The 20,327-nt window shown below is 38.0% G+C and carries 15 protein-coding genes and 3 tRNA genes; 2 read left to right on the forward strand and 16 right to left on the reverse strand.

All coding sequences use genetic code 11. From position 1 onward, the window contains the following. Positions 1 to 438: 438 nt before the first annotated feature. From RFH42_RS02275 to hutC, 11 genes are all read right to left on the reverse strand, one after another. On the reverse strand, positions 439 to 1,629 hold the full coding sequence (locus RFH42_RS02275) for an HlyD family type I secretion periplasmic adaptor subunit (RefSeq protein ID WP_308973922.1): 1,191 nt from the start codon (positions 1,627 to 1,629) through the stop codon (positions 439 to 441). After that, positions 1,626 to 3,767 carry a type I secretion system permease/ATPase gene (locus tag RFH42_RS02280; protein ID WP_308973923.1) on the reverse strand — a complete coding sequence of 714 codons (2,142 nt, stop codon included), beginning with the start codon at positions 3,765 to 3,767 and terminating at the stop codon, positions 1,626 to 1,628. The genes RFH42_RS02275 and RFH42_RS02280 overlap by 4 nt, the downstream gene beginning before the upstream one ends. Then, positions 3,764 to 5,314, reverse strand: coding sequence for a TolC family protein (locus RFH42_RS02285; RefSeq protein ID WP_374990806.1), 1,551 nt, complete (start codon positions 5,312 to 5,314; stop codon positions 3,764 to 3,766). Before RFH42_RS02285 ends, RFH42_RS02280 begins: the two co-directional genes overlap by 4 nt. Positions 5,315 to 5,817: 503 nt before the next feature. Continuing rightward, the gene (locus tag RFH42_RS02290; RefSeq protein WP_308973925.1) at positions 5,818 to 7,086 is read right to left on the reverse strand and encodes a Glu/Leu/Phe/Val family dehydrogenase; all 1,269 of its coding nucleotides are present in this window, start codon (positions 7,084 to 7,086) and stop codon (positions 5,818 to 5,820) included. Positions 7,087 to 7,120: 34 nt separating this feature from the next. Then, positions 7,121 to 8,056, reverse strand: coding sequence for a formimidoylglutamase (gene hutG, locus RFH42_RS02295; RefSeq protein ID WP_308973926.1), 936 nt, complete (start codon positions 8,054 to 8,056; stop codon positions 7,121 to 7,123). 69 nt (positions 8,057 to 8,125) lie between these two features. Next, positions 8,126 to 9,340 carry an imidazolonepropionase gene (hutI, locus tag RFH42_RS02300; protein ID WP_308973927.1) on the reverse strand — a complete coding sequence of 405 codons (1,215 nt, stop codon included), beginning with the start codon at positions 9,338 to 9,340 and terminating at the stop codon, positions 8,126 to 8,128. Positions 9,341 to 9,462: 122 nt separating this feature from the next. Further along, complete coding sequence (locus tag RFH42_RS02305) at positions 9,463 to 10,872, reverse strand: amino acid permease (protein ID WP_308973928.1); 1,410 nt, start codon at positions 10,870 to 10,872, stop codon at positions 9,463 to 9,465. Between the two features lie 62 nt (positions 10,873 to 10,934). Then, the gene (hutH, locus tag RFH42_RS02310; RefSeq protein WP_308973929.1) at positions 10,935 to 12,464 is read right to left on the reverse strand and encodes a histidine ammonia-lyase; all 1,530 of its coding nucleotides are present in this window, start codon (positions 12,462 to 12,464) and stop codon (positions 10,935 to 10,937) included. A 94-nt stretch (positions 12,465 to 12,558) separates the two neighbouring features. Beyond that, positions 12,559 to 14,235 carry a urocanate hydratase gene (gene hutU, locus RFH42_RS02315; protein WP_308973930.1) on the reverse strand — a complete coding sequence of 559 codons (1,677 nt, stop codon included), beginning with the start codon at positions 14,233 to 14,235 and terminating at the stop codon, positions 12,559 to 12,561. 226 nt (positions 14,236 to 14,461) lie between these two features. After that, positions 14,462 to 15,043 carry a HutD/Ves family protein gene (locus RFH42_RS02320; RefSeq protein WP_308973931.1) on the reverse strand — a complete coding sequence of 194 codons (582 nt, stop codon included), beginning with the start codon at positions 15,041 to 15,043 and terminating at the stop codon, positions 14,462 to 14,464. Beyond that, the gene (hutC, locus tag RFH42_RS02325) at positions 15,040 to 15,789 is read right to left on the reverse strand and encodes a histidine utilization repressor (protein ID WP_308973932.1); all 750 of its coding nucleotides are present in this window, start codon (positions 15,787 to 15,789) and stop codon (positions 15,040 to 15,042) included. The genes RFH42_RS02320 and hutC overlap by 4 nt, the downstream gene beginning before the upstream one ends. Before the next feature lie 139 nt (positions 15,790 to 15,928). On the opposite strand from hutC, the gene gloB reads away from it, so the two are divergent. Both gloB and RFH42_RS02335 read left to right on the forward strand, forming a co-directional pair. Continuing rightward, positions 15,929 to 16,660 carry a hydroxyacylglutathione hydrolase gene (gloB, locus tag RFH42_RS02330; RefSeq protein WP_308973933.1) on the forward strand — a complete coding sequence of 244 codons (732 nt, stop codon included), beginning with the start codon at positions 15,929 to 15,931 and terminating at the stop codon, positions 16,658 to 16,660. A gap of 459 nt (positions 16,661 to 17,119) precedes the next feature. Next, positions 17,120 to 17,323 (forward strand): hypothetical protein, encoded by a 204-nt coding sequence (locus tag RFH42_RS02335; RefSeq protein WP_308973934.1) that lies wholly within the window; start codon positions 17,120 to 17,122, stop codon positions 17,321 to 17,323. A gap of 222 nt (positions 17,324 to 17,545) precedes the next feature. On the opposite strand, the gene RFH42_RS02340 is transcribed toward RFH42_RS02335, so the two are convergent. The 5 genes from RFH42_RS02340 to RFH42_RS02360 form a co-directional block, all read right to left on the reverse strand. After that, a tRNA-Leu gene (locus RFH42_RS02340) sits at positions 17,546 to 17,630 on the reverse strand. 41 nt (positions 17,631 to 17,671) lie between these two features. Next, positions 17,672 to 17,745 (reverse strand) — tRNA-Trp (locus RFH42_RS02345). A gap of 44 nt (positions 17,746 to 17,789) precedes the next feature. After that, positions 17,790 to 17,874: transfer RNA gene (locus RFH42_RS02350), tRNA-Leu, on the reverse strand. Positions 17,875 to 17,981: 107 nt separating this feature from the next. After that, the gene (locus RFH42_RS02355; protein ID WP_308973935.1) at positions 17,982 to 18,809 is read right to left on the reverse strand and encodes a protein kinase domain-containing protein; all 828 of its coding nucleotides are present in this window, start codon (positions 18,807 to 18,809) and stop codon (positions 17,982 to 17,984) included. Then, on the reverse strand, positions 18,802 to 20,310 hold the full coding sequence (locus RFH42_RS02360) for a DUF3336 domain-containing protein (RefSeq protein WP_308973937.1): 1,509 nt from the start codon (positions 20,308 to 20,310) through the stop codon (positions 18,802 to 18,804). Before RFH42_RS02360 ends, RFH42_RS02355 begins: the two co-directional genes overlap by 8 nt. Positions 20,311 to 20,327 lie beyond the last annotated feature (17 nt).

The raw sequence follows: 20,327 nt of genomic DNA on the forward strand, positions 1-20,327 counted from the left end.
TATGATTGACTTTTTTATCTAGTAAATTTGGTTTCGAATCAAAAAATAAATTTCTTTTTAGTCAACAATATTTATGTAGTAAAACTAAAAAATTTAGAATTATTGTGTTAACACTTCAACAAAAATAAATGCGTAATAAATCACATATAAAACAAGTAACAACAAGTATTTTGCAATAAAATTTCAGACTAAAATAGTTGGATTTATTAATCAAAACCCCGATCGTTTGATCATTTATTGATCGATTGATTTTTTCAAGGGTGTGAGATTAAAAAATAATGTGATTAAAATCACATAACATGAAATTATTTTATAATTTTTATAGTGTAAAAATGAGTCCCACTTCGTATAAACATACAGATTAGCCACCCATCAAACAAAAAAGCACCCAATCATAAATTAGGTGCTTTGAAAAAACACAGCATTTCCAAACAAATATTAACGTTCTCGTAGTGCTTCATTTGCCTTATTAAATGGTTTGAGCAGATAATCAAGAACAGTCTTTTGGCCTGTTTTAATATCTACTGTAGCGACCATACCTGGTGTGATAGAGAAAGACTTACCTGCTTTATTCTGCAATTTATCAGTATCAGTACGAATATAAACACGATAATAAAACTGATCTTGTTTAACCTCATCACGAATGGTATCTGGTGAAATCACTTTTACTTTGCCTTTTAAACCACCATAAATCGAATAGTCATAAGCAGTGATTTTAACCAAGGCTTCTTGATTTGGTCGAATATATGCAATGTCTCGTGGAGAAATCCGGGCTTCAATTAAAAGTTGATCTTCTAATGGCACAATTGTCATTAACTTACCATTTTGTGGAACTACACCGCCTATGGTCATGACATCAATTTCTTTCACAATCCCACGGACAGGTGCTTTAAATACTGCTCGGTTAAGTGCATCAGAACGACCTTTTACCACCTGACCTTGTTGTTCAATATCTGTATTCGCTTTAGCTAATTCCTCACGTGCTTTTACAAAATACTGATTCTGAATATCACTCATTTGATTACGCAGCTCATTGGCTTGTCGTTTCAAACGCAATACCTCAACCTCACTTGCAGCACCTTTCGCTACCAGTGGTTCAGTCATATTCAATTCTTGTTCAACAAGCGATAGTGCTCTCTTTAAACCAGCAATTGAAGCAGAAAGATTTTCACGACGAGAAAGATAGAGCTGTGTTTCCGCTTGTACTAGTTTTGGATCTGCTTGTACTGAATCAGGAAAAGATAATTTTGTACCATTCACTTCAGCACGTAAACGTGCTGCTGTAGCCTGAGCTGAAAGTAATAGTGATTTTGATTCATCTACATTTGAAGCAAAACGGGTGGGATCAAGTTCAGCCAAAACTTGCCCCTCTTTTACCATATCACCTTCTTTAACATTGAGTTTAGTTAAAATACCACCCTCAAGTGATTGAATAACCTGATCTTTTGAAGATGGAACAACCTTACCTGTACCAGTAGATACTTCTTCTAACTCAAAGAAAATAGCCCAAGTTAATAAGACTCCCAAACCAATACAAATAATCCAAATTAAATAACTTGCTTTAGGTAAAGGTGGTTCTTTATGGCTAAGTTGTAATGTATTTTTACTCTTATTGCCCATACCACTCATGTTTGTGCTCCAACTGCAGATTTCTCAGGTTTGGCTTGACTGTTATTTAAAATTTGATCGCGTGGTCCATCCATTACAATGCGGCCATTGTTAACCACAATAATCCGATCAACTAATTCCAAAACAGCACGACGATGTGTAGCAACAATCAAGGTTCGATGTCCTAACCAAGTTTTTAAGTGATCAATCAACTGTCTTTCAGCAACATCATCAATAGATGCTGTTGGTTCATCTAATAACAATACATTGGGTTGGCAAAGCAATAAACGTGTAAGCAACAAGGCCTGACGTTGACCTCCAGAAAAGCCGCCCCCTCCCTCAAGTACAATATGTTCCAATCCTTCTTTCTTTTCTTGTACAAAACTTAAAGCACCGGTGATACTTAATGCTTTTAAAATGTCATCATCACTACTTAATGGTGCACCTAAGGTCAAATTCTCTCGAATTGTTCCATAAAACAAATGTGCATTTTGATTTAGCAAGCCTACATCACGGCGCACATCGGCAGGATCAAGTAAATGCAAGTCCACACCATCAAGGAGTAGATTCCCCTGATCAGGTCGTTGCATTCCTGACATCAGCTGCAATAATGTTGATTTCCCTGCCCCATTTCGTCCTAATATTGCAATACGCTCACCAGGTTTAACCTGTAATTTTTGGATCATTAGACGTGGAGTTGGATCATCTTCACTATATTTAAAAGACACATTATCAAACTGATAAAAACCATTAACTGCAGCACGTTGAATTAACTGTGCACGATCAGGTTGATCCACAGGCTTACGCATCAATTCATCTAAACCCTGCTTAGCAGTTTTTGTCTGTTGTAAGCGCCCTAATACTGATGAAATACTTGCAATTGGTGCAAGCATACGTGAGGATAAAATAGAGCAAGCAACGAGTGCACCAGTTGTCATTTCACCATCCATTACGGCAAAACACCCAACTAAAACAACAATAGCAAAGGTTAAACCTTGAATTTTCTGTGTCCATGTTGAAATAAAGTGCGTAATCTTACGCTGTTTCATGCTTATCGTTGCCGCAACCTCATTCATATGATTCCATTGGTTTTGAAAACGAGATTCTGCACGTAATAACTTTATGTCTTCAATACCCTGCACAGCTTCAACCAGAATTGCATTTCGGATTGATGATTCACGCATTCCCTCTTGTGCCAATTTAGCCAAAGGTTTTTGAGCAAGAATGCCAGGTAAAATCATTACAGGTACAATGATTACAATCACCCAAAACAAATGACCGCCTATTAACCAAAAAATCGCCAAGAATAAAAAGAAGAATGGTAAGTCCGCAATTGCTGAAATTGTTGTAGAAGTTACCATTTCTCGAACGCTTTCTAATTCTCGAATCTGAGAAATAAAAGTTCCCGTAGACTTAGAACGCTCACGATTGGTAATTCTTAAAGCATGGCCAAATACACGATCTGAGATTTTCAAGTCTGCACGCTTTCCGATCATATCTGAGATATGTGCTCGTGCTAGACGTAATACAAACTCAAAAAGTGCAGCCAAAATCACACCACTAAACAAAACCCATAAGGTTGGAATAGACTGTGAGGGCACAACTCGGTCATATACGTTCATTGAGAATACAATAGTTGCAAGTGCTAAAATATTTGCCAGTAATGAGGCAAATAAAATATCAAAGTAACGCTTCCAATCTTTAAGAACGATACTCCAAAACCAATTCTCTTCAAACGGCTTGATATATTCATCAACACGCGCATCGGCAACGGAAATTTCAGGACGTAAAATATAAGAAACTTCAATATGCTCAAATAAATCATCAGCGCTAAAACTTTGTGCTAGCCCCTGATCGCCACTCATTTGTACACTCAAATTACCTTGATCATCAGCCTTGTCAATAACACCAACTTGACCATTTTTAAATCCAACAACCAATGGTAAACGCCAAGGATTAAGTAATTCAGGACCAAACTCTGCTTTTCTTAAGCTTAACCCCACCTGACGAGTGATCATATGTAAAGCATCATCTAAAGTTTGATGCTCACCCCAATTGAGTTCTAAACGAATTCGCTCCTCAGAGGGCTCTATTCGATAATGTTTAGCTACAATCAAAACTGCTTGTAACCACGGCTGGGTATTGATGTTATTACTCATGGCTGAATCTCTACCCCTTGAATATTAAGCTTATTGAGCTGATATACGTCACGTGCATTACCACTAACGGCAATAAACTGTACTAAATGGCTATAAATGTCATAACGATTGGTTTCGATTTGCATACTTGCGCTATGAATACTTTGTTCAGCATTTAATAGATCAACCACGGTCCGTGTACCCAATTTATACTGTTCTTGATATAGCTCTTTGGTACGCATTGATATTTGCTGTTGTTGCATCAATACGTCCATTTGCCTTTTTTTATTTTCAATATTATCTCGTGTTGAGCGTACCTGATTGAGGACCTCGAGTTGTATGGCATTGACTTGAGCCCGTGCTGCTTGTTCTGCATAACTTGCCGAACGTGACCGTGAGGTTGTTGCTCCACCTTGATAAAAATTACTGTTGGCCTCAAGCATAATAGAACTATACATACCATTATCTTCACGGTTATTTGGGTTTACACCGTTTACTGCCTGACTCAAGGAGCCTTTCACATTTAGTGTTGGATAACTACTCAGGTCAACTTGTTGCTTTTGCAATTTAGCAACTTCAATTTCGGCCTGAGCGGCCATCATTTTAGGCACTCGGCTAAACTCAGTTTCTTCATAAACCTTAGAGTTTTGCAATAATGCTGTTGGGAGTGCCCAAACTGTCCCACGTGGATCAAAATTTAATAATGTTCTTAATTTTTCTTGATAAATAGAAAGCTGAGCTTGCTGAGAAATCAAACTAGAGCGTGCAGCCTGTAAATATGATTGCGCTTGAACTGGATCGGCTTGGCTACTAATCCCCGCCTTAGCCCGTAAATCTGCAATTTCAGCAATCCGCGCAATACCCGCTATTTGATCTTGAGCAATTTGACATAAAACTTGATAACGATTGATATTCACAATGGCATCAGCAGTTTGACTGGCAATATCATCAATATTCATAAGCACATTTGCTTGATTAACCAACAGTTTTGCCTGCTGCTCACTCACGAGGCTTTTGGTTTTACCAAAGTCATATAACATTTGGGTTGCATTAAGGCTAATAAGTTGACGTCCACCTTCACCATGCCCCATATCACCAGTTGAGATTCCACCCGAAAGTTGTGGGTAATAATTGGACTTTGCTACATCTATATTGGCATTTTGTGCTGATAAATTTGCCACACTTTGGCTAATCTGTGGATGGCGGCTAACTGCACGCTGAATTGCACCATAAAAGTCCAAACTCTCAAAAGCTGATTGTTGTGTATATTGTGCTTGGTAACCCTGCTGAGTCACATTACGATTGGGTTGATAAACAACTGTGGGCAATTGATCTAACTGAGTTTGATCATATTCATATTTAGCCAGTCGATTTAAATAAATCGACTTAAATTCATCATTCGTCTGTGGTACAAAAAGACGATTAATTTGACTCAACCCATTTTTTAAAGAAGCACCAACTCCTGATAATTGAGAAGAAGATAAATCATTATTTTGTACAACAGGGCTAGTCTGTTCTGCCTCTTGACGAGCAAAAACAGTGGCAGGATGTAAAACCAACAAAAGAATATAAACACTTAATCTTTTATTTAAAAATGAGTAGTGATAACCAAGCACGTAGAATCTCAAAACTATACTTACACTTATAGCGCAGCAGTATACATGTTATTAATATATTAATTATAATTATATTCAATAATTCATCAATTAATTTAACTAAGAAAAATAATTTTCACTAAAATTTAAAAAGATTATTTATTTCAATATGTTAGAAGATAAAAAACTCAAAATATCTTTTATTATTTGATTGTTAAACTTATATAGACTACATAATTGTATTTTAAAAATTCATCAATTAAACTAAAATAAAACCGTAAAACTATAATAAAAAATTTATTTTTTAAATAAAACATGTGATATAAGTTAGGTTTTTAATAAAATTATTTAAATTTAATAAATAATAAAAAAGATAAGGATTAATAGTTATTCTTCATTCATAAAACAAAAAAAACCTTCCTTTTAATTAAGGAAGGTCTTGGAAATTGAAAAATATGCTTTGTTTGTTCTATTATTTAACCAGGATATATACCTCGTTCCTGACGTGCTTTTAAGATTCGCTCACAAGCCAATATATATGCTGCTGTTCGCAATGTGCACTGATGTTGCTCAGCACTATTCCATACATCATCTATGGCTTGAATGAGTAATTTATCAAGACGTTGATTAATTTCTTCTTCAGTCCAGAAATAACTGGCCATGTCTTGTACCCATTCAAAGTAACTAACAGTTACACCACCAGCATTACAAATCACATCGGGGACAACAACAATACCACGCTCAACCATGACATCATCTGCTTCTGGATAGGTTGGACCATTGGCACCTTCCAAAATCATTTTTGCATTTAGACGACGTGCACGTTCAACTGTAATCTGACCTTCTAAAGCAGCAGGAATAATAATTTCAACAGCCGCATCCCAGAAATCCTCATCAGCTGCTTCTTGTGCATCACTAAAGCCTTTAACGCCACGATGCTCTGCTACATGCTGAACTAATTTATTTAAATCCAAACCGTTTTCATTAAATATTGTACCGCTGTGATCTTGTACCCAAGTCACTTTGGCTCCAGCTTCTGCAAAGAGTAATGCAGCCTCACTACCTACATTACCAAATCCTTGTACTGCAATTTTAGCACCTTGAATTGGCAATTGAATACGGTTAGCAATGTGACGTCCAGTAATAAATACCCCTCGCCCAGTTGCCTTCACTCGACCTAGTGAACCGCCAAGATGAATTGGCTTCCCTGTAACAACACCTGTAACCGTATAGCCTACAGAGGATGAATAAGTATCCATCATCCAGCCCATAATGCTACCGTTAGTTCCAACATCTGGTGCAGGAATATCTTTTTGAGGCCCAATAACGGGACTAATTTCCGCGGTAAAACGGCGAGTTAAGCGCTCAAGTTCACGTTTAGACAACTTACTTGGGTCTACACGCACTCCACCCTTTGCCCCACCAAAAGGTAAATTAACAACTGCTGATTTAATGGTCATCCAAGCCGATAATGCCATTACTTCATTTAAATCAACATCAGGATGATATCGAATACCACCCTTACCTGGGCCACGTGATAAGTTATGTTGCACGCGGTAACCTTCAAAATGTTGGATTGTTCCATCGTCCATTACAATTGGAACATCAACAATCAAACAACGTTTTGGTCGTTTCAATGTATTAATATAATCTGACAAATGCGTCAAATAAGGGGCAACACGATCAATTTGAGCAAGGTATGTCTGCCAAGCACCATGATTGTCATTGCCATACGAAAGATCCATATTTTACCGTCCTTTACACAGCTTTTAACTTAACCTATATAGGCTTCTGATTTATAAACAAATATTGATAAATAATATACGCGGCTAATCGCGCAGTTTTATTATCGACATCAAAAGATGGATTACATTCAGCAAAATCAAGTAAACGAACTTTCGAACTATGTACAATCTGCTGAAAAATCCACTCAAAATGTGTTAAATCAATACCCTTTACTGCTGGTGCACTTACCCCAGGAGCAATATGAGCACTAAAAACATCGAGATCAATCGTGACATATAGATCATCAATTTCTGTAATAAACTGTTTTACTTTCGTCTGAATTTGCATTTTTTTTGCATCTGTAAATTCATAGTCATATACATACTGACAATGCAATGTCTCTGCTGTATCAAACAGTTTTTTGGTATTCGAATGTTGAGCGACACCAAGACACAAATAATTAAAATCTTGACCAGATTGTTGGCTTAATTGTGCCGCCTGAAAAAATGGCGTACCTGAACTAGCAATCGGATCTTGCCTAAGATCAAAATGCGCATCAAAATTAATAATGCCGATCCTACGCTCTGGATGGTATTGTTGATTGTAATCAAATAAACCTTTAAAGCTTGCAAAGGCAACCTCATGTCCACCTCCCAACACTATAGGCTTATGTCCTTTAGCTAAGTTTTGTGTCAACACACTAGATAATTCATCTTGTGCTCGCTCTAACTGCTCACCTTGACAAACAATGTCACCCAAATCGGCAATGTTCAACGGCTCATGTACTGGTAAGTTACATAGTTGCTGACGAATCGCCTGTGGACCTGCTACCGCACCCACGCGTCCATGATTACGCTTAACCCCCTCATCGGAAGCAAAGCCTAATAAAACGTATTCAGGCTGTATCGTATGATTCATAATATGATGAATTCGCTTATGTGCTGCGCCTTCTCCATCATGCCGTCCTTGCCATTTAAATTTTTGTTGCATATTTATGTCCACTATTTTTATATCGTCTGTATCTAAAACATACGCACAAGCAATCAATCATTTGGTCTTTTAAAAATGTACTTCTTGACCATGTCGAATCACTCTTTTAGATAAATCCCCACCTAACCAATAGCTGATTTCCGCAGGATGTTGAATTTGCCATGCGACAAAATCTGCTTTTTTCCCAACTTCTAGGCTTCCACACTGTGCTTCAAGACCTAGTGCTCGCGCAGCATATAAAGTCACCCCAGCCAAAGCTTGTTCAGGTGTAAGTGAAAATAATGTACATCCCATATTCATAACTAAACGCAGTGATAATACTGGAGAAGTACCAGGGTTAAGGTCTGTTGACAAAGCAATCGCAACACCGTGCTGCTGTAAACTTTGAATAGGTGGATACTGTTTTTCACGTAGCAAATAAAATGCACCAGGTAATAACACCGCGACAGTGCCCGATTGCGCCATTGCCTTAACATCATCTTCAGTCATATATTCCAAATGATCTGCCGACAAAGCTTGATATTCTGCTGCTAAACGAGATCCACCAAGGGAAGATAATTGTTCAGCATGCAATTTCACATTTAAACCAAGTGCTTTCGCTGTTCGAAATAAACGTTCAACTTGCGCTGGCTGAAAAGCCAAATGCTCACAAAATGCATCTACAGCATCAACTAATTGTTCTTCATGTAATTTAGGCAACATCTCTGTGCAGATGTAATCAATATAATCATCACTTCGTCCTGTATATTCAGGTGGAAGTGCATGTGCAGCTAAACAAGTACTTTTAACTGTTAGCGGGAGTTTTTGAGCGAGTTGGCGAATAACACGTAGCATTTTTCGTTCAGATAAATAATCTAGACCATAACCTGATTTAATCTCAATACTGGTTACACCCTCTAAACGCAATTGTTCAATTCTTTGTTCTGCCTCAGCCAATAATTCTTGCTCACTGGCCATTCGCGTTGCGCGCACAGTGCTCATGATGCCCCCACCTTGCGCTGCTATATCCGCATAGGACATCCCTTGTAACCGTTGTTCAAACTCAATACTACGGTTACCAGCAAAAACGCTATGTGTATGACAATCAATTAAACCTGGTGTTAACCAAGCGCCATTCATATCAATAGATTGAAAGGATGTAGAATTGAGCTGAGCTTCGGCATCGGTGGCAGGGCCAATCCAAACAATATCTTCTGCTTCAGTAATTAAGCCAGCATTTTCAATGATTGAATAACGACCATTCTGCATGGTTGCTATATGGCAATTGTGCCAATATTTTTTCATCACTCACTCCATCACCAAAGTTTTTATTTGTTTTAAGATGATGAGTAACACTGCAATATAAATAACCCTACTGCTTCTAAATGTTTTCTATTTGCAATGTAACTCATCTACTCAAGTAGAATCTAAGGTTTAAACTCAGGTTCTACATTTTTTGCTGTTGAAGTACTGCTTTGTAATTTAGGCTTCATCCAAATCGTATAGGCGATGCTGAGTAACATCAACCAACCAAAACCGACATAAATTGCAGGTCTAGAATCAGGAAAATAAGCCATCATACCCAATACTGCCAACATAAACATAATTGCAAGTGCAGGTGCATAAGGCCAACCGAAAATTGGGAAACCAAGCTGTTTTACACTCTCAGCGGTCATATTACGGCGCATAAATACTTGTGAAACCAAGATCATCAACCACACCCACACCGTAGCGAAAGTAGCAATTGCAGCAATCAATAAGAAGATATCTTCAGGCATGAGATAATTAAGCACTACACCAATAAGTAATACTGCAACCATCATGACGACTGTCATCCAAGGCACACCATTTTTAGATACTTTTTGGAATATTCTAGGTGCTTGACCTGTGCTTGCCATACCATAAAGCATTCGACCCGCACCAAAAACATCACTGTTAATCGCAGATATAGCAGCAGTAATCACCACTATATTTAAAATTGTTGCCGCAGACTCAATCCCTAAATTCTTGAAAATTTGTACGAATGGGCTACCTTGGTTACCAATTTGATTCCACGGGAAAATCGACATGAGCACAAAAATAGTGAGTACGTAAAAAAGTAAAATACGCACAGGTACAGCATTAATTGCTTTTGGAATCGATGTTTTAGGATCTTCCGATTCACCAGCTGTAATACCAATAATCTCAATACCACCAAAAGCAAATACCACTACGGTAAAACATGCAATAAATCCCATAATCCCATGTGGCATAAAACCATCATGAATCCATAAGTTTTGAACACCTGTAACCACAGTATGATGGTCGACTTGAAAGCCATAAGACATCAGCACCAAACCACCTAAGATCATCGCGACAATCGCAGTCACTTTAATAATGGAAAGCCAAAACTCCAGCTCACCAAACACTTTGACGTGTATAAGATTAATTGCACCCAAGAACATGATTAAGGATAAAATCCAAATCCACCTTGGTACATCTGGATACCAAAATCCCATGTATATACTAAATGCGGTCACATCTGCTAAAGCAACAATGATCATTTCTAAGACATAGGTCCATCCTGTGGTAAATCCAGCCAATGGCCCTATATATTTTGTTGCATAGTAACTAAATGATCCTGAAACAGGATCCTTTACTGCCATTTCACCCAATGCTCGCATCACAATATAAATTGCAATTCCTGCAATAATATACGCCAACAATACAGATGGCCCAGCCATCTGTATTGCAGCCGCAGAACCGTAAAATAAGCCTGTTCCTATTGCAGATCCCAAAGCAAGGAATCGAATATGGCGCGTGTTCAATCCACGCGCTAACTTAGAATTATTTGACATGTCATCTCCAATCCTTGAAGTTTTGATGTTTAATACTGCTCCCTAGACAACGTCATGAATGACTAAATACTTGGCAATAAATCACCAATGATCAGCGTATTTAGGCAACCACTTGCAAGTAATTCACTTGCTTGTTCAATATCTGGAGCAAAAAAACGATCTTCACTGTAGTAAGGAACTTGTTTTCTTAAAATTGTTCTTGCTTGTTCAAGTTTTGGCGAACTTTTTAAACCTTCGCGAAAATCAAGTCCCTGACAAGCACCTAACCACTCAACAGCCAACACACCTCGAGTATTTTCAGCCATTTCCCACAATCGCTTGCCTGCATTTGGCGCCATTGATACATGGTCTTCTTGGTTTGCAGATGTTGGTAAACTGTCCACGCTTGCTGGATGTGCGAGTGCTTTGTTATCACTTGCCAAAGCAGCTGCAGTCACCTGAGCAATCATGAATCCAGAATTCACCCCACCATTAGCAACTAAAAAAGGCGGCAATTGTGACATATGTCGATCCATCATCATAGAGATACGGCGTTCAGACAATGAACCTATTTCAGCAATAGCTAATGCAAGATTATCTGCAGCCATTGCAACTGGTTCAGCATGGAAGTTACCGCCCGATATCACATCACCTTCTAATGCAAATACCAATGGATTATCAGAGACTGCATTTGACTCAATCGCCAGTACTTCAGCAGCTTGACGAATTTGAGTGAGGCAGGCACCCATCACTTGCGGTTGGCAACGTAAAGAGTATGGATCTTGTACTTTTGAGCAATCTTTATGAGATGCAGCAACCTCACTACCATCAGTTAACAAATCACGATAAGCCGCTGCTACATCAATTTGTCCCTTTTGACCACGTACTGCATGTACACGTGCATCAAATGGTGCACGAGAACCTAACATTGCCTCTACACTTAAACCACCACAAACAGTTGCAGCAGCAAACAAATCTTCAGCTTCAAACAATCCACGCAAAGCATAAGCCGTTGAAACTTGAGTACCATTTAAAAGTGCCAAGCCTTCTTTTGCAGCCAAAGAAATAGGTTCAAGTCCTGCAATTTTTAATGCTTCTACAGCAGGCAACCACTGTCCCTGATAACGAGCTTTACTCTCACCCAATAAAACGAGTGACATATGAGCTAAAGGTGCTAAATCTCCTGAAGCTCCTACAGAACCTTTTAACGGAATATGCGGATAAACTTCAGCATTAATTAAAGCCAAAATCGCTTCAATGACTTTTAAACGAATACCAGAGAAACCACGTGCCAAGCTATTTGCTTTAAGCAACATGATTAAACGCACCATATTGTCATCTAGTGCTTCACCTACCCCAGCAGCATGTGATAGGACTAAAGAGCGTTGCAATTTTTCTAAATCTTCATTAGCAATTTTTGTTGAAGCTAACAAACCAAAACCAGTATTAATACCATATGCCGTACGCCCTTCAGCAATGATGGTATTTACACAGCCAACACTTGCCTCTATTGCCGCATGTGCACTTGCATCAAGACTAACTTTGATAGGATTTAAATATGCTGCACGCAGATCAGCGAGTTTCAATTGTCCTGGGTGTAGATGTATATTCATTTTAATTTCCAAATGTATTTAAATTATTTTTCACCTAAACAACAGTGAATCCGATCACTATTGTTTAGGTATATTTTTAGCTTGTATTGACTGATTAACCAGTAATCATTGGAAGATTTAAGCCTTGTTCCTTGGCACATTGTACAGCAATGTCATATCCAGCATCTGCATGGCGCATAACACCTGTTGCTGGATCATTGGTTAATACACGTGCAATACGTGCTGCTGCTTCATCTGTACCATCACATACAATTACTACACCTGAATGCTGCGAAAAGCCCATACCAACACCACCACCGTGATGTAAAGATACCCAAGTTGCTCCACCTGCTGTGTTCAACAAAGCATTTAGCAAAGGCCAATCAGATACTGCATCTGAACCATCTTGCATTGCTTCAGTTTCACGGTTAGGACTTGACACTGAACCAGAATCTAAATGATCTCGTCCAATCACGATTGGTGCAGAAACTTCACCGCTACGAACCATTTCGTTAAATGCTAAACCTAACTTGGCACGTAAGCCCAATCCAACCCAACAAATTCGTGCAGGTAGACCCTGAAAACTAATACGTTCACGTGCCATATCTAACCAACGATGCAAATGTGCATCATCAGGAATCAACTCTTTAACTTTCGCATCTGTACGATAAATATCTTCTGGATCACCAGACAATGCGACCCAACGGAATGGGCCAATGCCACGGCAGAACAATGGACGGATATACGCTGGTACAAAACCAGGGAAATCAAAGGCATTTTCTACGCCTTGCTCTTTAGCCATCTGACGAATGTTATTACCATAGTCAAATGTTGCGATACCCATTTTTTGGAAATCTAGCATCGCCTGAACATGTTGAGCCATAGATTGTTTAGCTGCTTTTACCACAACTTCAGGCTCAGTTTTTGCGCGTAGGCGGTATTCTTCCCAAGTCCAACCTATTGGCAAATAACCATTCAAAGGATCATGTGCGCTGGTTTGATCGGTCACCATATCTGGACGCACACCACGACGTACCAATTCAGGTAAGATTTCAGCAGCATTTCCATGTAATGCAATAGAAATTGCCTTACCTTCAGCTGTATAGCGTTTAATTCGTGCTAAAGCATCATCAAGATCAGCTGCTTGTTCATCGACATAACGCGTACGTAAACGGAAATCAATACTGCTTTGTTGGCACTCAATATTCAATGAACATGCACCAGCCAAAGTTGCAGCCAAAGGCTGTGCGCCTCCCATTCCACCTAGACCAGCAGTTAAGACCCAACGACCGGTTAAATCGCCGTTAAAGTGTTGTCGACCTGCTTCAACAAAGGTTTCATATGTGCCTTGCACAATGCCTTGGCTACCAATATAAATCCATGAGCCTGCAGTCATTTGACCATACATAGCCAAACCTTTGGCATCTAACTCATTAAAATGTTCCCATGTCGCCCAATGTGGAACCAAATTAGAATTAGCCAAGAGAACTCTTGGTGCATCAACATGTGTCTTAAACACACCAACAGGTTTACCTGATTGCACCAACAATGTTTCATCATTCTCTAGATTTTTTAGTGTTTCAATGATTTTGTCATAGCACTCCCAATTACGTGCTGCACGACCAATACCGCCATACACAACAAGTTCTTTTGGGTTTTCTGCAACATCAGGATCTAGATTATTCATCAGCATACGCAGAGGTGCTTCAGTTAACCAACTTTTAGCATTCAGTGTTGTACCACGTGGTGCTCGAATTTCTACATCTCTATATTTTGTAATTTCCGTTGACACTGTCAAAGCTCCTTATTGAACAGTTAGGTCTTTAAAGCCCATCCTAATAAACATACATGGATATGTATTTACTTATCTATACAAGTACATAATACACAGCAAAATAAGCACTTGTGAAGATGCTAATTTAAAAAAAATTTGAATAGATGGTATAGCTTTGTTTTTTATATTTATATTTTTTAAAATAAGTTAAATTTACACGTTATTTTTCATGTAATCTCGGCAATTATTTAAAATTTAATTCAACAATTACACCATAAAAAAGAGGATTTTCTAAAATTTTAATGTGCTTCATTGAGTTATTTTCTTCAATTTTCAAGCTTGCCCCAGCATTTAATACATAACATTGTTGATTAATTTCAATGCTTATTTTTTGTCTATGGTTATAGATAAAAACAATATCTGCACAGCTATTAATCTCAATAGATTCATCCCTAAACATTCGCATATGTGCACTAAAATGAGCTGGATTATAAATCAAATTAAAATCACGAATTGGACCGGCTATTAACTTTGAGTCTATTTTTTCATCACCAGAAAAGCTAAACACATCATTTCCACTCACAATCTGCTGTTTTCCAGAATCCTGCAAGTCCAAACTGAGACCCTGACCATCAAGAATACTTAATAAACGTTGTTTTGCTGGAAATATTGAAAATGCCCCGTCATTACTGACATCTGCCATAGAAATACGCCAGAAAAAATGCTGTAAGTCTTGACCAGAGTCACGAGCTAATTCAATGGTTGTACCTAAACCATTTTTCCATGGCATTTGCCGATAATCGGCTGATGTCAGTACTTGTATCATGAGACAAATCTACCCTCTAAACTATAACGACTCCCTGGATAAACAAGGCGTGCACTGGAAATTAATTGTTTATTTGACCAAGTTCTACGTCGAATCTGTAAACACGGTTCCGACTTATTAATCTTTAACCATCGACACTGTTCTGGTGTTGCTAAAACAGCCTCTACCACATGTTCACCCTCACTCATTGGTGCATTAGACATTAAGTAAGCATTAGGTGTAACCACATGAAAATCCTGATTTATATAATCAGGCAACAAAGCTGCATTCACCAATCGATCTTCTATTTGTACGGGTACTTCATTTTCAAAATGTAAGATCACAGAATGGAAGAGTGCATCTCCAATTCTTTTTTGCATTAGCATACTCTGTTCTGCATTTGCCTTTATTTTTTCTAAAATCAAGATTTCAGCACGATGCACATGATTCCGCGCCACAATCTCATCAGCAATATTATTAATTTGAAACAAAGCACTATGCCGTTGACCTTCAGCCACAAAAGAGCCTACTCCTTGAATACGGAGTAATAAACCCTCTTGGGTTAATTCACGTAATGCCCGATTAATCGTCATACGACTACAACCTAGATGTTTGACAAAATCACTCTCAGATGGAATTTTGTCATTGCTTTTCCAACTCCCATCATTAATTCGTTGCTGAATTTGTTTTTTTACACGGGCATAAATTGGTAACGGTTCATCATTATTTGATAAATCAAAATCATCTAGGTTTAATTCGGTTGACATGCTCAAACTCAATTCGTCTTGGTGCTATACTGAGTTTAGTCTATGTTTGTCATAGTTGTATATACAAGATTACATTAGATTTAATCCATTATTGACATTGTTCTTAGATAATGTCGTTTGTCTCACAAGGAAGATCTGTATGGCCTATAAAATTCATGTCATTGATGTTAAAAATGCATTACAAAATTATATTTGGCTAATTGAGCACCAAGCGAGCCGTGAAGTCATTGTAATCGATCCAACTGAAGCCAACTTGGTACAACAGTTTTGTCATGAACACCAACTAACACTCAAACAAATTTGGTTAACACACTGGCATAAAGATCATATTGGTGGTGTGATGCCTTTAATCGCAGAACAACATATTGCAGTTTATGGTCCTCGTGCCGAACTCAGCAAAATCCCCTTTATTGATCATCCTCTCGATGACCAAAATCAATTTTATTTTCATGATCTTTGTGTTGATATCATTGCTGTCCCAGGCCATACACTTGGCCATATTGTCTATTTTATTGAATCCTTACAAAGTCTATTTAGTGGCGATACACTTTTCGCAATGGGTTGTGGTCGGCTTTTTGAAGGCAGTGCTGAACAAATGTTCCATAGCTTAAATCGTTTGGCTGCCCTACCCATCCAAACTCAAGTTTATTGTACTCATGAATATACGCTTTCTAATGCTGAATTTGCGATTACCGTAGAGCCTGATAACCTCGCTCTACAACAAAGACTAAATAAAGTACGTGAACAACGAAAATATTCTGAAATCACCTTACCCAGCAACATTGAATTGGAATTAGCAACAAATCCTTTTTTAAGAGCCGAAGACTTAGCTGCCTTTACTAAGCTCCGACAGCTTAAGGATAATTTTTAATTTTTGTCGACAAAATCCCAAACAACAGTATTCAAATTATGACTGTACTGCCATTAGCAGTACAGTCATAATTTTCACTCTAAAACTTGCTTGTTTTTATTTATGAAACCTTATCAAGATCTTTCATGCCATTATTTTGTTACTTACAACTTACACTGACATTTTTTTTTACAACTTCAATAATAAAATCAACAAAATAAAATGATAAAAAATCAGTTATTTTTATTGGCATTATTAACACGACTACCCCGAGCACCGAAACCCTAACCTATTGATAATTAATATTTTTAAAAAATAACATTCGAATTATATTCATTATTTCTAATCTTTGTCAGTTTTTTCAAGATCAGTGTCTTGATGTATTTTGAGCATTTAAGCGTATGATAAGCATCATTAGCCCTTTAAAAATTTGTCATTAACCCTTATTAATTTCCCATGCAAGCTTGAAGGAGATTTAGGATGAAAAAAGTTGTTAAAGCAAAGAATTTAATTGCATTTAGAATTTGGTTGGAAAAACTTGGATATTCAGTGAAAAACCTAGCTGATAACAAAGGATTTACATTTAGCTTTAAAAAAGAATATGGTCTAGTGACCTGTGACCTAGCGGGTAATTCTTTGGCAGTACAGTTAGGTGAGGAGTTTGAAGATCATCTTAAGGCTTAAGATTTCAACATAAACCTTATTCAATATATTCAATTGTTTTTAGATTGAACTTGTAACATTAGAAATTAAACAACCATGTAATCTTCATCATTGAGTTATTTTTTTATTTTTAGGCACTACAGCAATGTAGTGCCTTTTTCATATAAATGTTGCACCAATCTTAGCTAGTAAAAAAATAATAGATAAAAAAAAGGACAAGATAGAGATCTTGTCCTGTAAAAATGGTGGGGGCGAAGAGACTCGAACTCTTACACCTTGCGGCGCTGGAACCTAAATCCAGTGCGTCTACCAATTTCGCCACGCCCCCAATATAAAAAATTATATATTTGGTTCTTAACAACTTAAATCTGGCAGAGGATCAAGGATTCGAACCTTGACGAACGGTTTTGGAGACCGTCATGCTACCATTACACCAATCCTCTAATCGACTTATCAACACACTGATATAACACAGTATAAAGATAAGTGGTGGGGGCGAAGAGACTCGAACTCTTACACCTTGCGGCGCTGGAACCTAAATCCAGTGCGTCTACCAATTTCGCCACGCCCCCGATGGCTGTGTATATTATAGAGATCGCTCAGAGCTGACAAGCTTTTTTGATAAAAAAGCTTCTTGTTTGTTTAAATATAAAACAATATTGTGATTTTCATATATTTTTCAAACAATTCGTGCCAAATCCAATTTAATTTCCTCAATAGCCGCATAACGATTTGACTTCTTTTTCGCCAACATACGCATGAGTATAGGTTTTAACATGCTAAAACGATCAACCAGTTCAACCTCAAGTTGTTGACAATGCCAGTATGCCCAATCTAAATAACTTCGATTAAACCAACGCTGTTGATTGAGCCACTGCAACCAAATCACACCAAGAGCATAAATATCCGATTGCACACTTTTCGGTTGCGCATGAAAAAGCTCAGGAGCCATATAACGTGGAGTTGCTGTTTGCTCCACTGCCCGTGCCGCATCAATGTTTACACTCTGCTCAAAATCAATCAAATAACACTGATTTTGATGCAAACGAAAATGCGTGTTTTTAAGATCGCCATGTAAATAACCACAGCCATACAACCGCTCTAATACTGTTAAACTCAGAATTAAGCGATGAATTTGATCGGATAAACTAAGATCCTCAGAGGTCGAAAATAGCGTTTGGCTATCTCGAATACATAAAACTTGTGAAATACTATTTGCTGGAGCGTCATTTATTGATGCAACGTCTAATATGTCAAACGGCAAACATACAGATAATTTATCACGCTCGATTAACTTATGGTGTAGATCAACTGCCTGCTGCATCTTTTGATAAAAAGCCAATTCATGCAAAAAAGCAGTTTCACTTTGCAAATCACCAATAGATTGCTGTAACTTCAGCCAATAAGCTTCCTGCTGATGCTCAACGTAGTACAACCCTCGACCTCGCTGTGCATCAGAACGAATACATCGACCAGAACTTTGCAGTCCTAGAGCTCCACTAAACATTACTAACTTGCATTTCAGTATGTTCTCGCTGCTTTGCATTTAGGTCGGCCAAACAGTGTTCTATGGTTTTACCAATACGTGCATGAGTTTCAATACTTGAAATTTTAGGCCAAGTTGCTTGTTCTCCCTCACGCTGCAATGTATTAAATAAACTTGGTCTAGGGTTTTGTAACATATACATATAATGTTTTAAGTTAAACTGACCAATAATATTAACATCACCATAATAGCGTTGGTCAATAATGCCATACCCCTGATCAAGCATACGTCGTAACGAAGGTAATCTAGCCATCCTACTGCGGCTAAAATCCATTGCACTCATTGCAATACTCTTCCCTTGTTTACGAATAATACGCTCTGGCCAGCTTAATAAATCTTTACGATAGCGCTCTTCATCAGTCTGCATAAAAGGCACGATATGGGGATTGACCTGACAAGCAATGGTATAATTCAAGTTATATAATTTACCCATACGTTCTTGTGGAAAGTCATTTTGTACACTGCCATCGACCCAACGCGTATTTGCCATATAAGGTGTGTGTAGACCATCATAACGTTTACTGGTTAAACGAACTGGTGGGAATAATATAGGCACTGCACAAGAAGCCAATACTGCACTCCATACCAATAGATCTGGAGCTGTATATTTATTCATAATGCGCCCGCCCTCAAGAGAGGCGTCATAAGGTGCAACGGTAATATTGATATCTAAACCAGAGCGCTGATAGGCTTCCTCAAAAGTTACATCCCCAAGATTTTCAATTAAAAATTTCTTTAAATAACGTACATCCGATATCCCTCCATTCCCCTTGAGGATGTCACGCAGTGAGCGGAACTTAAAAGCTTCAGTATAAAAGTAATCACCTTTGAGTGTCGCATGAATATCTTCTGGTGCCCTTGTCCCTAACATTGCAGTCATAATCGCACCAGCACTTGAACCCGATAATACCTTCGGTAAAAGATCCTGCTCTAATAGTGCCTTACATACACCTGTATGAAATAGCCCTAAGGTTGCCCCACCTGAAAACATAATCGCAGGTTGGCCATAAGCCTTACTACAATTGTGAAAAAAGTTTAGTTTCTCTTGCAAACTCAAACTTTCACAGGCAGCAGAAGCGATAAATAACAAAGCGTTACTAACTTCGTCAATATAATCCTCAATAATTTTTTTTGTACCAATATAAGTAGAGCCGTATAACATTGGATGGCCAATATTGCCAATATCATAACTAAAGCCCTCACGCAGAATATAGATGAGATCAGCAATACGCGCTTGGCTGCGATAACGTCGCAACATATTTAAACGATGGGAAATAATCTCAGTATCAAAATAAGGTGAGCTATTATCGTATTTCCATTCTTGAGCCCCTGATTCTTCATCCAGCTTCAGGGCAATTGACTTCCATTCGGTATAGCTTTGGGCCTGGTTAAGTTGGCGTTTTAGTTTTTTTATTCGATACGCTTGATGCGGATTTAGATCATGGTTGTAGTCTAAGATCATATATACCTCTTGACATT

It is taken from the genome of Acinetobacter rudis (assembly GCF_031157835.1).
In the GTDB taxonomy this organism is placed as follows: Bacteria; Pseudomonadota; Gammaproteobacteria; order Pseudomonadales; family Moraxellaceae; genus Acinetobacter; species Acinetobacter rudis_A.